Below are 13,918 nucleotides of genomic sequence, written 5' to 3'. Positions count from 1 at the left end.
GCCGGGGCCTGCTGGCGCAAGGCCCCGGGCTCGTTCGCGATCAGCCCAGCTTGGCTTTCAGCAGCTCGGTGACCTGCGCAGGGTTGGCCTTGCCCCCGCTGGCCTTCATGACCTGGCCCACGAGGCCGTTGAGCGCCTTCTCCTTGCCGCCGCGGTATTCCTCGACGTTCTTCGCGTTCTTGGCAATCACCTCGTCGAGGATCTTGTCGAGCGCACCGGCGTCGTTCATTTGCGTCAGACCTTTGGCCTCGAAGTACGCCGTGAACATCGCATCCATCTGCTCAAAGCTTCCCCCGACCAAGGTTGGGTTCAACTCGCGATTCCAAAGTGCATCAAAGACTTGGCGCGCCGCGCTATTGCTTATGGCACCAGAAGAGATGTGCCTGATAAGACCAGCGAGCGCAACCGCTTGAACCGGTGAATCACTGACACTTGCCCCACTGGCGTTCAGGCGGCGCGCCATTTCGCCGGTGATCCAGTTGCTCGCGAGTTTCGGCGTGGCGCCGGCTGCCACGGCATCATCGAAGTAGCGTGCGAGTGCCGTGCTCTGCGTGAGCTGCGCGGCGTCGTATTCCGACAGGCCGTGGTCACGCACATAGCGCTCGGCCGTGGCACGCGGCAGCTCGGGCATGGTGGCGCGCACGCGCTCGATCCACTCGGCGGCCACCACGAGCGGCGGCAGGTCCGGGTCGGGGAAGTAGCGGTAGTCGGCGGCGTCTTCCTTGGTGCGCATGGTGCGCGTCTCGCCGGTGGCGGGGTCGAACAGCACGGTGGCCTGTTCGATGGCGCGGCCTTCTTCGAGCTCGTCGATCTGCGAGTTGATCTCGTAGTCGATCGCCTGCTGCATGAACTTGAAGCTGTTCAGGTTCTTGATCTCGCGGCGCGTGCCGAGCTTGTCGCCGGGCTTGCGCACCGACACGTTGGCGTCGCAGCGAAAGCTGCCTTCCTGCATGTTGCCGTCGCAGATGCCGATCCACGTGACGATCTTGTGCAGCTCCTTTGCATAGGCCACGGCCTCGGCGGTGGAGCGCATGTCGGGCTCGGTCACGATTTCCAGCAGCGGCGTGCCGGCGCGGTTCAGGTCGATGCCGCTCTGGCCGATGAAGTCTTCGTGCAGCGACTTGCCCGCGTCTTCCTCGAGGTGGGCGCGCACCAGGCGCACGGTCTTCTTTTCTTCGCCGAGGAAGAACGACACCGCGCCGCCTTGCACCACCGGAATCTCGAACTGGCTGATCTGGTAGCCCTTGGGCAGGTCGGGATAGAAGTAGTTCTTGCGTGCGAACACGCTGCGCGGCGCGATGTGCGAGCCCAGCGCCAGGCCCAGCTTGATGGCGCGTTCGACCGCGCCCTTGTTCATCACGGGCAGCGTGCCGGGCAGTGCCAGGTCGACCGCGCAGGCCTGCGTGTTGGGCTCGGCGCCGAAGGCGGTGGAGGCGCGGCTGAAGATCTTGCTCGCGGTCGAGAGTTGCGCATGCGTCTCGAAGCCGATGATGACTTCATAGCCGCGTACCAGCGGGCCGGTCGGGCGGCCTTGTTGTTGTGCTTCGAATGTGTTCACGGTTTCGCTCATGTCAAAAAAAACGGCTCAAAACAATGTTTTCTGTGTATTTCTCAAGCTGGGGGAGAGCACGTAACCCCTGGAGCCACTACCCGCTTCGCGTTCTATGAATCCCTGATTTTCCAGATGATTGAAAACTCGGCGGATATTTCGATTAAAGCTGTCGAAAGCCCGAATATCGTTCTGATCATGTCCCTCCGAGGCCCAGAGTGCGAAGCTGGCTTGCTTAGCGCTCACGGTACGGCGAGAACTGAAGTGGTTGTAGCGATAGACGACCGCAAGTGCCTTGCGCCATAGCAGGGCCAACTCGTCGATCGAACTACCAAAGCGTTGACGCAGCTCCGTCTCGAAGTTGTCCGACATCAAGCTGCGATCGGCAACGTAAATTGGATAAAGATCAGTGCTTCGCGGATCGCGAGCAATCAGGCCAGCTGCCTCTAGTGTCTTGATCGCTTGAGCATGGTTGTTGTCGGGCGTAAGCAGTACGCAATATTTGCCTTCGAGGTTTGCCCATTCGCTTTTGATGAGATAGGCAAGGACTGATTTTTTCTCAGTCGATAGCTCCTCGAAAGAGCCAAGTTTCTTTGCGATGTACGCGTCACGAGATTCAAATAACTCCGCCATCCGAGCGTCAAGCAGAGCGCCGGCTTGCAAGACCAAGGTAACTTCATCTGACTTGAACTTGAAATACGGAAGGTTGAGTTTGTTCTCGAGGCTGAGATTTACCAGCGTCGACATGCCAATGCCCCTGCCTTCCCATTTGCGATAGACGCGCAGTACGTCAGCTAAACGAGGATTGCGTGGCTTCGTCTCTGGGACCACGCGCAGGAGCGATGTTGCTTGAGAGGGCGGGGTCTGAGGGTGGGTAAGTAGCAACTGATCTCGAAAGCGACCTGGATTGGAGATTTCCAGTTGCTTCCCGGGAGTGATCGAAATAACTACTTGTTTGTTAATCGAGTAGTCGCGGTGTGCCAACGCGTTGTTGATCGTTTCCCGAAGCACGGCTTCCGGATACTGTGCATTGACGACGCCACCTTGAGCGGTTGAGACCCCAGTTTGGATGTTCCTCAGGACATACGCATTCGCCTGCTCCAAGAGCGAGAGCACGTTCGCGATCATGTCTTGTTTGTCTTGGACGACTACCGTCTCGCTCCCAGGAGCATTCACGTAGCCGTGAACGTGAGCCCTGAAGCCAAGTAAATCCCCTGGGAACGCACCGCAAACCAAGCCGCCCAGTACGGTGAGCTTCCCATCGATAAGAAAACGCTTGCGCGTCAAGAAAGGGATGGCATCTTCTGCAGACGGCTTCAAGCTCTCAATCTTTTGAAGGCGATTCAACTGCAATATGTACTCGTTGACTCGATCCAGATCAACGCTTTCGACCCCTTCACTGCCTAGAGGATCAAGTTCCCGTGCTTGTGCGATCTCCTCCAAGAATTCAGCATGCCGATCAAGCTCACCCTGCTTTATCGCGTGGTCGCCGGTAAGTTGTCGCTTGTAGGCCGTGCCTTTCAGAAAAACAAAACGCTTGTCTGCCGGTAGTTCATCAACGCGCTGAACTGCGATACGGCCACCCATGAATGAACGGATCTCCGTAGGCGGCAAATATTCCGTCAGGTCCAGGATGCGCTTCTCTGAGTCGGCGAATGCCTTGCGCATCTCGACGAGTTTGGACTCGGCAGCTGCGTCGTAGCCGGAAAAAACGTACTTTCTGTCGGGCCCTTGTCCAATTTCCTTGACGCCCATGATGAGCATGCCGCCACGAGTGTTGAGAAACGCGTTGACGCTCTTGTAGCACTCCGACCAGTCCTGGTTGTTCGATGGGCATGACTTGAACTCGATCGTGTCGCTCTCAAGCTCCTCGAAACGAGCTTGAGTTACCAGCGTCGCCAGTTGAGCCAACAGGGTAGACAGGTCGTCCATACGCGTTGCTAAAAGCCCTCCGGCGTGCGCGTGTGCCAGTCGGTGGCTTGCTGGAAGCGGTGCGCTGCATTGAGCAGCTTCGCTTCGCCGAAGTAGTTGCCGATCAGCTGCAGGCCCACGGGCATGCCTGCGTCGAAGCCCGCGGGCACGCTCATGCCGGGCAGGCCGGCCAGCGAGGCGGGCAGCGTGAAGATGTCGGCGAGGTAGTCGGCCACGGGGTCGTCGCCGTGTTCGCCGATCTTCCAGGCGGTGGTCGGCGCGGCGGGGCCGGCGATCACGTCGCACTGCGTCAGCGCCTGCTGGAAGTCGTCCGCGATCATGCGGCGCACCTTCTGCGCCTGCAGGTAGTAGGCGTCGTAGTAGCCGTGCGAGAGCACGTAGGTGCCGATCATGATGCGGCGCTTCACCTCGTCGCCGAAGCCTTCGGCGCGCGTGCGTTCGTACATCTCGGCCAGGTCCTTGTACTGCTTGGCGCGGTGGCCGAACTTGACGCCGTCGAAGCGGCTCAGGTTGCTCGAGGCTTCGGCCGCGGCCAGGATGTAGTACACGGGAATCGACAGCTCGGTGCGCGGCAGCGAGACCTCGACGCGCTTGGCGCCGAGCTTCTCGTACTGCGCGAGCGCCGCATCGATGGCGGCGCGCACGCCGGGCGCCACGCCGTCGCCGAAGAACTCCTTGGGCACGCCGATGCGCAGGCCTTCGAGGGAGTCGTTCAGCGAGCGGCCGAAGTCTTCGGCGGGCTTGTCGAGCGAGGTCGAATCGCGGTCGAGATCAGGGCCGCAGAAGGCCGACAGCAGCAGCGCGCAGTCTTCGGCCGAGCGGGCCATCGGGCCGGCCTGGTCGAGGCTGGAGGCGAAGGCCACCATGCCGTAGCGCGAAGCGCGGCCGTAGGTCGGCTTGATGCCGGTCACGCCGCAGAACGAGGCCGGTTGGCGGATCGAGCCGCCGGTGTCGGTGCCGGTGGCCGCGGGGGCCAGGCGTGCCGCGACGGCCGCCGCGCTGGCACCCGACGAGCCGCCCGGAATGCGTTCGAGGTTCCAGGGGTTGCGCACCGGCACGGCTTGGTCGTGGCCCACGGCGGGCACGGCGACGTTCTCGTTGGCCGAGCCCATCGCGAACTCGTCGCAGCTGAGCTTGCCCAGCGTGACCGCGCCGGCTTCGGCCAGGCGGCGCACCACGGTCGCGTCGAAGGGCGAGCGGTAGCCCGCGAGCATCTTCGAGCCGGCGGTGGTGGCGAAATCGGTGGTGACGAAGATGTCCTTGTGCGCGATCGGCACGCCGGCCAGCGCGGGCGCGTTGCCCTTGGCGATGAGCGCGTCGGCCGCGCGGGCCTGGGCCAGCGTGACTTCTTCGTTGACGTCGACGAAGGTGCCGAGCGACTCGTGGGCCTTCATGCGGCCCAGGAACGCCTGCGAGGCCTCGACGGCCGAAACCTTGCGGTCGGCCAGGGCCTTGGCCAGCGCGACCACGCTCAATTGGTGCAGTTCACCGCTGCTCATCATTCGATCACCTTGGGCACGAGGAACAGGCCGGCTTCGACGGCCGGGGCGCTCTTCTGGTTGGCTTCGCGGTTGTTCGGTTCGCTCACGACGTCGTCGCGCAGGCGCAGCGTCACGTCTTCGAGCGCGGCCACCGGGTGCGCCAGCGGCTCGACGCCGGTGGTGTCGACCGCGCGCATGCGTTCGACCAGATCGAAGAAGCCGTTGATTTGAGTGAGCATGCGCTCGCTTTCATCAGGGGCAAGCTGCAGCCGCGCCAGGGAGGCGATGCGTGCAATATCGGAAGCGGAAAGAGACATAGATGGCTGACGGGTCGAAAAAACCGGAGGCAATCGCACGCCGAAGAGGGTGCCGACACGGGATTCAGAGGGGATTCGGTTATTATCCCGCCTTTGCCGCAACCCCCGCGAACGCGCCGGCTTTTGCGCCAAAAACGATCAATTCACCCCGTCAAACGACCCAAAAATAGAGCGACGACCTGCCGATGCGCAGGCCGTGCTCAGAGGATTCCGCACATGTTTGGAGCTTTCCGTCGGTACTTCTCCACCGACCTGGCGATCGACCTCGGCACCGCCAATACCCTGATCTTCGCCCGCAACAAGGGCATCGTGCTGGACGAGCCCTCCGTGGTCGCGATCCGCCACGAAGGCGGCCCCCATGGCAAGAAGGTGATCCAGGCCGTCGGCCGCGAAGCCAAGGCCATGCTGGGCAAGGTGCCCGGCAACATCGAGGCCATCCGCCCGATGAAGGACGGTGTCATTGCCGACTTCGTGATCACCGAGCAGATGATCAAGCAGTTCATCAAGATGGTGCACCCGCGCACGCTGCTCACGCCGAGCCCGCGCATCATCATCTGCGTGCCCTGCGGCTCGACCCAGGTCGAGCGCCGCGCCATCAAGGACGCGGCCGAAGCCGCCGGCGCCACCGCCGTCTACCTCATCGAAGAACCCATGGCCGCGGCCATCGGCGCCGGCCTGCCCGTCAGCGAAGCCTCGGGCTCGATGGTGGTGGACATCGGCGGCGGCACCACCGAAGTGGGCGTGATCTCGCTGGGCGGCATGGTCTACAAGGGCTCGGTCCGTGTGGGCGGCGACCGCTTCGACGAAGCCATCATCAACTACATCCGCCGCAACTACGGCATGCTGATCGGCGAGCCGACGGCCGAAGTCATCAAGAAGAACATCGGCTCGGCCTTCCCGGGCTCCGAAGTCAAGGAAATGGAAGTCAAGGGCCGCAACCTGTCCGAAGGCGTGCCGCGCAGCTTCACCATCAGCAGCAACGAAGTGCTGGAAGCCCTGACCGACCCCCTGAACAACATCGTCTCGGCCGTGAAGAACGCGCTGGAACAGACGCCTCCCGAACTGGGCGCCGACATCGCCGAGCGCGGCATGATGCTCACCGGCGGCGGCGCGCTGCTGCGCGACCTCGACCGCCTGCTCGCCGAGGAAACCGGCCTGCCGGTGCTCGTGGCCGAAGATCCGCTGACCTGCGTGGTGCGCGGCTGCGGCATCGCCCTGGAGCGCATGGACCGTCTGGGCAGCATCTTCACGAGCGAGTAAAAGGCGAAAGCCATCATCGGCCGGCCTCTGCTTGCGCAGGCCGGCTTTTTGTTATTTGATGCCGCACCACCGCCGGGTCTGACTACATGCCTCTGGGCACGCTCGATCGCACAGCGCCACCCCTGTTCAACCAGGGGCAATCGGCACTCAGCAAGCTGATCTTCTTCGGCGCGCTCTCGCTCTTCCTCATGGTCGCCGACGCCCGCTTTCACCTCGTGAAGCCGATCCGCTCGGCCATCGGCGCGGCGCTCTACCCGGTGCAGATGGCGGCGCTCAAGCCGGTCATGCTGGTGATGGGCGGCAGCCGCTACTTCGAAGAGCTGCAGACCGCGCAGCGCAACGAAGACGAGGCCCGCAAGGCCCTGATGCTGCAGGCCGAGACCGCCAGCCGCGCCGACACGCTCGCGCAAGACAACGCCCGCCTGCGCGAGCTGCTCGAGCTGCGCCAGACCACCACCACGCCGGGCCGCCCGGCCGAGGTGCTGTACGACGCGGCCGACCCTTACACGCGCAAGATCGTCATCGACCAGGGCCTCACGCAGGGCGTGGCGGCCGGCTCGCCGGTGATCGACGCGCGCGGCGTGCTGGGGCAGGTCACGCAGGTGCTGCCCTTCACGAGCGAGGTCACGCTGGTGATCGACCGCGACCTGGCCATTCCCGTGCAGAACACCCGCACCGGCGTGCGCAGCGTGGCCTTCGGCGACGCCTCGGCCCACGGCGGCGGCATGGAGCTGCGCTTCATGGCGGCCAATGCCGACCTGCAGGAAGGCGACCTGCTCTCCACCAGCGGCGTCGACGGCATCTACCCGGCCGGCCTGCCGGTGGCGAAGATCGAGCGCATCGAGCGCCGCGCCGACTCGGCCTTTGCGCGCATTTATTGCGTGCCGCTGGCCCGCGTGACCGCGGCGCGCTACGTGCTGGTGCTCGAGCCCTCCGGCGCCCCGGTGGCGCCGCCGCACGTCGAGGCCGCGTCCACCCAGCGCAAGCGCCCCGACGGCAAGCCAGGCGCCGGCAAGAACGAGAAGAAGCCCGCGGGAGCCACGCGATGATCAAGCGCCCCGGCCAGCAGCAGCTCTTGCTGCCCGTCAGCCCCGTCTTCATGTGGACCAGCCTGCTCGTCGCGCTGCTGGTCAACATGATCCCCATCGGCCGCGCCGCCTGGATGCCCGACCTGCTGGCACTGGTGATCGTGTTCTGGGGCGTGCACCAGCCTGCGCGCGTGGGCATCGGCGCGGCCTTCATGTTCGGCCTGCTCATGGACGTGCACCAGTCGTCGATGCTGGGCCAGCATGCGCTGTCCTACACCACGCTGGGCTTCTTCGCGATCATGATCCACCGGCGCCTGCTGTGGTACCCGGTGCTCTCGCAGGCGCTGCAGGTGCTGCCGCTGTTTGCGCTGTCGCAGTTCATCGAGGTGATCACGCGCATGATCGGCGGCGGCGTGTTCCCGGGCTGGGGCGTGCTGATCTCGCCGGCGCTCGAGGCGGCGCTCTGGCCGCTGGCCACCGCGCTGCTGCTCGCACCGCAGCGCCGCACGCCGGAACCCGACGAGAACCGACCCCTCTAAGTTCTTCTTTCCGTCGCATTTGCCATCGCACCTGCGCACGCCTAAGCTTCCTGATGCCATGACTGAAATCCGCAACGTTGCCGCCGATCTGGCGCGCTTCAAGCGCCGCGTGATCGTCATCGGCCTGGCGGTGCTGTTCGCCTTCAGTCTGTTGGGCTCGCGCCTGGTGTACCTGCAGGTGGTGCGCCATGAAGACCTGGCCGAGCAGGCCGAGAGCAACCGCACGGCCGTGGTGCCGGTGGTGCCGAACCGGGGGCTCATCCTCGATCGCAACGGCATCGTGCTGGCCTCCAACTACTCGGCCTACACGCTGGAGATCACGCCCTCGAAGGTCGGCGATGTCGAGGAAACCATCAACAGCCTGACCAGCGTGCTCGAGGTGTCGCCGCGCGACCGCCGCCGCTTCAAGCGCCTGCGCGAAGACTCGCGCAGCTTCGACTCCATTCCGATCCGCACCCGCCTGAGCGACGAAGAGGTTGCGCGCTTCGCGGCGCAGCGCTACCGCTTCCCGGGCGTGGAGATCAAGGCGCGCCTGTTCCGCAACTACCCGCAGGGCGAGCTGGCCTCGCACGTGCTGGGCTACATCGGCCGCATCAACCAGCGCGAAAAAACCGCGATGGAAGACTGGGACGAGGAGGACCAGGCCAACTACAAGGGCACCGACTACATCGGCAAGCTGGGCGTCGAGCAGAGCTACGAGAAGATGCTGCACGGCCAGACCGGCGTCGAGCAGATGGAAACCTCGGCCGGCGGGCGCGCCGTGCGCCGGCTCGCGAGCCACCCGGCCACGCCGGGCAACACCGTCATGCTGTCGCTGGACATCAAGCTGCAGAAGCTGATCGAAGACATGTACGGCGACCGGCGCGGTGCGCTCGTGGCCATCGACCCCAAGACCGGCGAGGTGCTGGCCTTCGTGAGCAAGCCCACCTTCGATCCCAACCTGTTCGTCGAAGGCATCGACACCGAAAGCTGGGCGGCGCTCACCGAATCGCTGGACAAGCCGCTGCTCAACCGCGCGCTGCGCGGCACCTACCCGCCGGGCTCCACCTACAAGCCCTTCATGGCGCTGGCGGCGCTGCAGACCGGCAAGCGCGCGGCCAACGTGGTGGTGAACGACCCCGGCTATTTCAACTTCGGCGGCCACCGCTTCGGGAGCCCCGAGGGCAACATCGGCGGCGTCGACATGCGCCGTTCGATCCAGCTGTCGAGCAACATCTACTACTACTCGCTGGCCAACGAGATGGGCGTGGACCTCATCCACGACTTCATGAAGCCCATGGGCTTCGGCCAGATCACCGGCATCGACCTGGGCGGCGAAGTGCGCGGCGTGCTGCCGAGCACCGAGTGGAAGCGCAACGCCTACAAGCGGCCCGAACAGAAAAAATGGTACGCGGGCGAGACCATCTCGCTGGGCATCGGCCAGGGCTACAACGCCTTCACCATGCTGCAGCTCGCGCAGGCGACGGCCATCGTGGCCGACGGCGGCATGAAGCACCGCCCGCACGTGGCACTGGCGATGCGCAACACGGTCAGCGGGCAGATCGTGCCGCTGCCGCAGCCGCCGGCCGAGAACCTCGGCTACACGGCGGCCAACGTCGCGGTGATCCGCGAGGGCCTGACCAGCGTGGTCACCAGCGGCACCGCGCGCGGCGTGTTCGCGGGCGCGGGCTACCAGGCGGCCGGCAAGACCGGCACGGCGCAGGCCGTGACGCAGGCCAAGAACACCAAGTACAACGCGCGCGCGCTCGAAGAGCACCAGCGCGACCACGCCCTGTTCATGGCCTACGCACCGGCCAACAACCCGAAGATCGCGCTCGCCGTCATCGTCGAGAACGCGGGCTGGGGTGCGGGCGCTGCGGCGCCCCTGGCGCGCCGCGTGTTCGACTACTGGCTCATGGACCAGTACCCGAGCGAGGCCGACATGGCCGCCGTGCGCATCGGTCGCGCGGGTGCGCCGATGGGCAAGCCGCGCGTGGGCAGCGAGGTGGCGTGGCCCACGGCGGTGGCTGCGCCGGCGCCTGCGGGCGCGGCATCGTCGGCGGCGCCGACGCCCTGAAGGGTTGACTCCCTCTCCTCTGGGGGAGAGGGCGGGGGTGAGGGTGAGCGGCCATCGACGCCGCGCGATGTTGTGAAGCCCTTGCCCTCACCCTAACCCTCTCCCCGCAAGGGGAGAGGGGATAACACCGGACCTCAGGCCACCACGGTCCCGGTGACTTCACCCAGCCCGATGCGCACCGCGCCATCGCGCTCGCACCAGCCGCGCATCACCAGCGTGTCGCCGTCTTCCAGGAAGGTGCGCTTCTCGCCGTTCGGCAGCGTGATCGGCTGCTTGCCGCCCAGCGTGAGCTCCATCAGCGAACCGGCCTGGTCGGGCTGCGGGCCCGACAGCGTGCCCGAGCCCAGCAGGTCGCCGGGCTGCAGGTTGCAGCCGTTCACCGTGTGGTGCGTGATGAGCTGCGCGGCGGTCCAGTAGGCGGCCTCGGTGGTGTTGCCGAGCGTGAGGCGCACGGGCGCCATGCCGTCGGCGCGCATCTTCGCGGTCTGCAGCAGCACTTCGAGCGTGATGTCGAGCGCGCCGCTGGCGCGGTTCGAGGGCGCATCGAGGTAGGGCAGCGGTTGCGGGTCTTCGGCGGGGCGCTCGAACTTGGCGCGGAACGGCGCCAGCGCTTCGGTCGTCACGATCCAGGGCGACAGCGTGCTCGCGAAGTTCTTCGCCAGGAAGGGGCCGAGCGGCTGGTATTCCCAGGCCTGCAGGTCGCGCGCCGACCAGTCATTGAGCAGGGTCACGCCGAACAGGTGGTCTTCCGCGTCGCCGATGGCGATGGGCTCGCCCAGCGCATTGCCGCGGCCCACGAGGAAGCCCAGCTCCAGTTCGTAGTCCAGCCGCTTCGAGGGGCCGAAGCTCGGCGCCACGGCGTCGGGTGCCTTGGTCTGGCCTTGCGGGCGCTTGAAGACCTGGCCGCTCACGCCGATCGACGAGGCACGGCCGTGGTAGCCGATCGGCACCCACTTGTAGTTGGGCATCAGCGGCTGGTCGGGGCGGAACAGCTTGCCGATGGTGGTGGCGTGGTGGATGCCCGTGTAGAAGTCGGTGTAGTCGCCGATGCGGCAGGGCACGGTCATCTCGGCCTGGGCTTGCGCGAGCAGCGCCTTCGACCATGCGGCCTGCTGGCTGCTGCCTTCGGCCAGGCCGGCGGAGATCGCGGCGCGCAGCGCCTGGCGGTCTTTCACCGAGGCGTTCATCAGCACGTTCATGTCGTCGGTGTCGATGAGGCCGGTGGCGCGCAGGTCGAGGATCTGGTCGCCGAGGGCCACACCGATGCGGAAGGCCTCGCTGCTGCCGGCCGTGCGGAAGCGGCCGAAGGGCAGGTTCTGGATCGGGAAGTCGGTGCCGGCCACGTTGGCGGCGGCGACCCAGCTGCGCAGCTTCGGGTCGTGGGTGGCGTTGAGTGCGGTCATGGAGGTCTTTCGGTTCTTGAGTCGGATCAGTCGGCGGTCATGCCGGCCTTCTTGGCCACATCGCCCAGGCGCTTGTATTCGGTGTCGGTGAGCGTGGTGAGCTCCTGCGCGCTCGAGCCGCGCGGCGAGAAGCCGGCCTGCTGCAGCTTGGCCTTCACGTCGGGCATGGCGAGCGCTTCGACGAACGCTTCGTTCAGCGCCTTCACGATCGGTGCCGGCAGCTTCGCCGGCCCGTACACGCCGAACCACGGCTCCAGCGCATAGCCCTTGAGGCCCGCTTCGGCCATCGTCGGCACGTCGGGCAGCGAGGGCGAGCGCGTGGAACCCGCCACGGCCAGCGCGCGCAGCTTGCCGGCCTGGATGTGCGGCAGCGACGCCGGCAGGTTGTCGAACATCACGCCGATGGTGTTGCCCAGCATGTCGGTGATGGCCGGGCCGCTGCCCTTGTAGGCCACGTGCGTGAGCTCGGTGCCGGTCATCTGCGCGAACATCACGCCGGCCAGGTTCATCGAGGTGCCGGCGCCCGCGGTGGCGTAGGGCAGGCCGGGGTTCTTCTTCGCGGCCGCGATGAGCTCGGGCACGGTCTTGATGGCCGAGGTGGCCGGCACTTCGAGCACGATGGTCGACATGCCCAGCAGGCTGATGGCCGTGAAGTCCTTGCGCGGGTCGAAGGCCATCGACTTGTAGATGTGCGGGTTCAGCGCGTTGGTCGAGATGGCGCCGAAGCCGATCGTGTAGCCGTCGGGCGCGGCCTTGGCCACGGCGTCCATGCCGATGTTGCCGCCCGCGCCGCCGCGGTTGTCGATGAGCACGGGCTGGCCCAGCTTCTCCGACACCTTCTGACCCACGGTGCGCGCCACCAGGTCGGTGGTGCCGCCGGCCGTATAGGGCACGATGAACTTGATGGGCTTGGACGGAAAGTCGGCCGCGTGCGCCAGCAGGGGCGCGGCCAGCAGCGCGAGGGCCGCGGCGCGGCGGGTGAGGGTGAGAGCGTGCGTCATGCCTTGAATTGGTCTTTCAGACCGGCCCAGCAGTCGGTGTAGTCGGTGTCGAGCGCCGGGCTTTGCAGCGCGAAGTTCGTCGGGATGAAACGGTAGCGGCTCTCGAACATGAAGGCCAGCGTGTTGTCCAGCTTGTGCGGCTTGAGGTCGGCGTGCGTGGCCTTGTCGAAGGCTTCCTCGTCCGGGCCGTGCGGCACCATGCAGTTGTGCAGGCTCGCGCCGCCGGGCTTGAAGCCGCCCGGCTTGGCGTCGTACTCGCCCAGCACCAGGCCCATGAACTCGCTCATGAGGTTGCGGTGGAACCACGGCGGACGGAAGGTGTTTTCCATCACCATCCAGCGCGGCGGGAAGATCACGAAGTCGCAGTTGGCCGTGCCGGGCGTGTCGCTGGGCGAGGTCAGCACGGTGAAGATCGACGGATCGGGATGGTCGAAGCTGATCGAGCCGATGACCATGAAGTTGGCCGTGTCGTACTTCACCGGCGCGAGGTTGCCGTGCCAGGCGACCACGTTGAAGGGCGATTGCTTGGTCGGTGCGGTCCAGAAGCGGCCACCGAATTTCTTCACCAGCTCGTAGGCGCCGCCGTCTGCCTCGAAGGCTGCGACGGGCGCCTGGAAATCGCGCGCGTTGGCCAGGCCGTTCGAGCCGATCGGGCCGAGTTCGGGCAGGCGGAAGTGCGCGCCGTAGTTCTCGCACACATAGCCGCGCGAGAGCCCGTCGGGCAGGGCCACCTTGAAGGCCATGCCGCGCGGCAGCACCACGATTTCGCCGGGCTTGACGTCGAGCACGCCGAGTTCGGTCGTGACGACGAGGCGGCCTTGTTGGGGCATCACCAGCATCTCGCCGTCGGCGTTGACGAAGGCGCGCTTGTCCATCGAACGGCCCGCCATGTACATCAGCGAGCCGATGCCCACCTGCGACTCGGCGTCGCCGTTGGCGGCCAGCGTGTGCATGCCGTCGATGAAGTCGACGTCGGCCGCGCCGTCCAACGGCAACGGGCCCCAGCGCATCGGCTCGGGCGGCAGCGCGATCTCGCGGTCGGCGCCGGTGGTCCAGTGCGCCTGCGCGTAGGGCTGGTAGCGGCCAGACACCACCGAGGGTTGGCGGCGGTACAGCCAGGTGCGGCGGTTCTCGTGGCGCGGCGCCGTGAAGGCGGTGCCCGAGAGCAGCTCGGTGTACAGGTCGAAGGGGCCGCGCTGCGGGTTGTTGCGGCCTTGCGGCAGCGCACCGGGCACGGCCTCGGAGGCGTACTCGTTGCCGAAGCCGCTCTGGTAGCGCCGTTCGGCGGCGGGTGTTGCTTGGGTCATGGGCTTGTCTTTCGAAAGTCGCGATGAGGTGGGAACGTGCGGCCG

11 protein-coding genes are annotated in these 13,918 nt (G+C 66.0%); 4 read left to right on the top strand and 7 right to left on the bottom strand.

Translation table 11 applies throughout. The annotated features are described in order from the left end of the window. Window positions 1–40 precede the first annotated feature (40 nt). Genes gatB through gatC form a run of 4 tightly spaced genes read right to left on the bottom strand, consistent with a single transcriptional unit; the run spans window position 41 to window position 5,279 of the window. Window positions 41–1,570, bottom strand: coding sequence for an Asp-tRNA(Asn)/Glu-tRNA(Gln) amidotransferase subunit GatB (gene gatB, locus AC07Q9_RS22990; protein WP_495311911.1), 1,530 nt, complete (start codon window positions 1,568–1,570; stop codon window positions 41–43). A 15-nt stretch (window positions 1,571–1,585) separates the two neighbouring features. Beyond that, window positions 1,586–3,481, bottom strand: a complete 1,896-nt coding sequence (locus tag AC07Q9_RS22985) for an RNA/DNA-binding domain-containing protein (protein WP_495311910.1) — start codon at window positions 3,479–3,481, stop codon at window positions 1,586–1,588. Between the two features lie 8 nt (window positions 3,482–3,489). After that, complete coding sequence (gene gatA / locus AC07Q9_RS22980) at window positions 3,490–4,980, bottom strand: Asp-tRNA(Asn)/Glu-tRNA(Gln) amidotransferase subunit GatA (RefSeq protein ID WP_495311909.1); 1,491 nt, start codon at window positions 4,978–4,980, stop codon at window positions 3,490–3,492. Beyond that, complete coding sequence (gene gatC / locus AC07Q9_RS22975; RefSeq protein WP_056583926.1) at window positions 4,980–5,279, bottom strand: Asp-tRNA(Asn)/Glu-tRNA(Gln) amidotransferase subunit GatC; 300 nt, start codon at window positions 5,277–5,279, stop codon at window positions 4,980–4,982. Before gatC ends, gatA begins: the two co-directional genes overlap by 1 nt. Window positions 5,280–5,495: 216 nt before the next feature. On the opposite strand from gatC, the gene AC07Q9_RS22970 reads away from it, so the two are divergent. From AC07Q9_RS22970 to mrdA, 4 genes are all read left to right on the top strand, one after another. After that, complete coding sequence (locus AC07Q9_RS22970) at window positions 5,496–6,539, top strand: rod shape-determining protein (RefSeq protein ID WP_056583929.1); 1,044 nt, start codon at window positions 5,496–5,498, stop codon at window positions 6,537–6,539. Window positions 6,540–6,625: 86 nt separating this feature from the next. After that, window positions 6,626–7,588, top strand: a complete 963-nt coding sequence (gene mreC / locus AC07Q9_RS22965) for a rod shape-determining protein MreC (RefSeq protein ID WP_495311908.1) — start codon at window positions 6,626–6,628, stop codon at window positions 7,586–7,588. Beyond that, window positions 7,585–8,106 (top strand): rod shape-determining protein MreD, encoded by a 522-nt coding sequence (gene mreD / locus AC07Q9_RS22960; RefSeq protein WP_492682461.1) that lies wholly within the window; start codon window positions 7,585–7,587, stop codon window positions 8,104–8,106. Before mreC ends, mreD begins: the two co-directional genes overlap by 4 nt. Window positions 8,107–8,164: 58 nt before the next feature. Then, window positions 8,165–10,162: a penicillin-binding protein 2 gene (gene mrdA / locus AC07Q9_RS22955; RefSeq protein WP_489060232.1), complete on the top strand. Its 1,998-nt coding sequence runs from the start codon at window positions 8,165–8,167 to the stop codon at window positions 10,160–10,162. Window positions 10,163–10,296: 134 nt separating this feature from the next. On the opposite strand, the gene fahA is transcribed toward mrdA, so the two are convergent. Genes fahA through hmgA form a run of 3 tightly spaced genes read right to left on the bottom strand, consistent with a single transcriptional unit; the run spans window position 10,297 to window position 13,873 of the window. Next, the gene (gene fahA, locus AC07Q9_RS22950; RefSeq protein WP_495311907.1) at window positions 10,297–11,565 is read right to left on the bottom strand and encodes a fumarylacetoacetase; all 1,269 of its coding nucleotides are present in this window, start codon (window positions 11,563–11,565) and stop codon (window positions 10,297–10,299) included. Window positions 11,566–11,591: 26 nt separating this feature from the next. Continuing rightward, the gene (locus tag AC07Q9_RS22945) at window positions 11,592–12,566 is read right to left on the bottom strand and encodes a Bug family tripartite tricarboxylate transporter substrate binding protein (RefSeq protein ID WP_390347268.1); all 975 of its coding nucleotides are present in this window, start codon (window positions 12,564–12,566) and stop codon (window positions 11,592–11,594) included. Beyond that, the gene (gene hmgA, locus AC07Q9_RS22940) at window positions 12,563–13,873 is read right to left on the bottom strand and encodes a homogentisate 1,2-dioxygenase (RefSeq protein WP_495311906.1); all 1,311 of its coding nucleotides are present in this window, start codon (window positions 13,871–13,873) and stop codon (window positions 12,563–12,565) included. Before hmgA ends, AC07Q9_RS22945 begins: the two co-directional genes overlap by 4 nt. Window positions 13,874–13,918: the final 45 nt, after the last annotated feature.

This window comes from Variovorax sp. GW821-FHT09A10 (genome assembly GCF_059418385.1).
The sequence above is the reverse complement of the archived record's forward strand: the minus strand, read 5'-3'. Positions and strand labels throughout refer to the sequence as shown.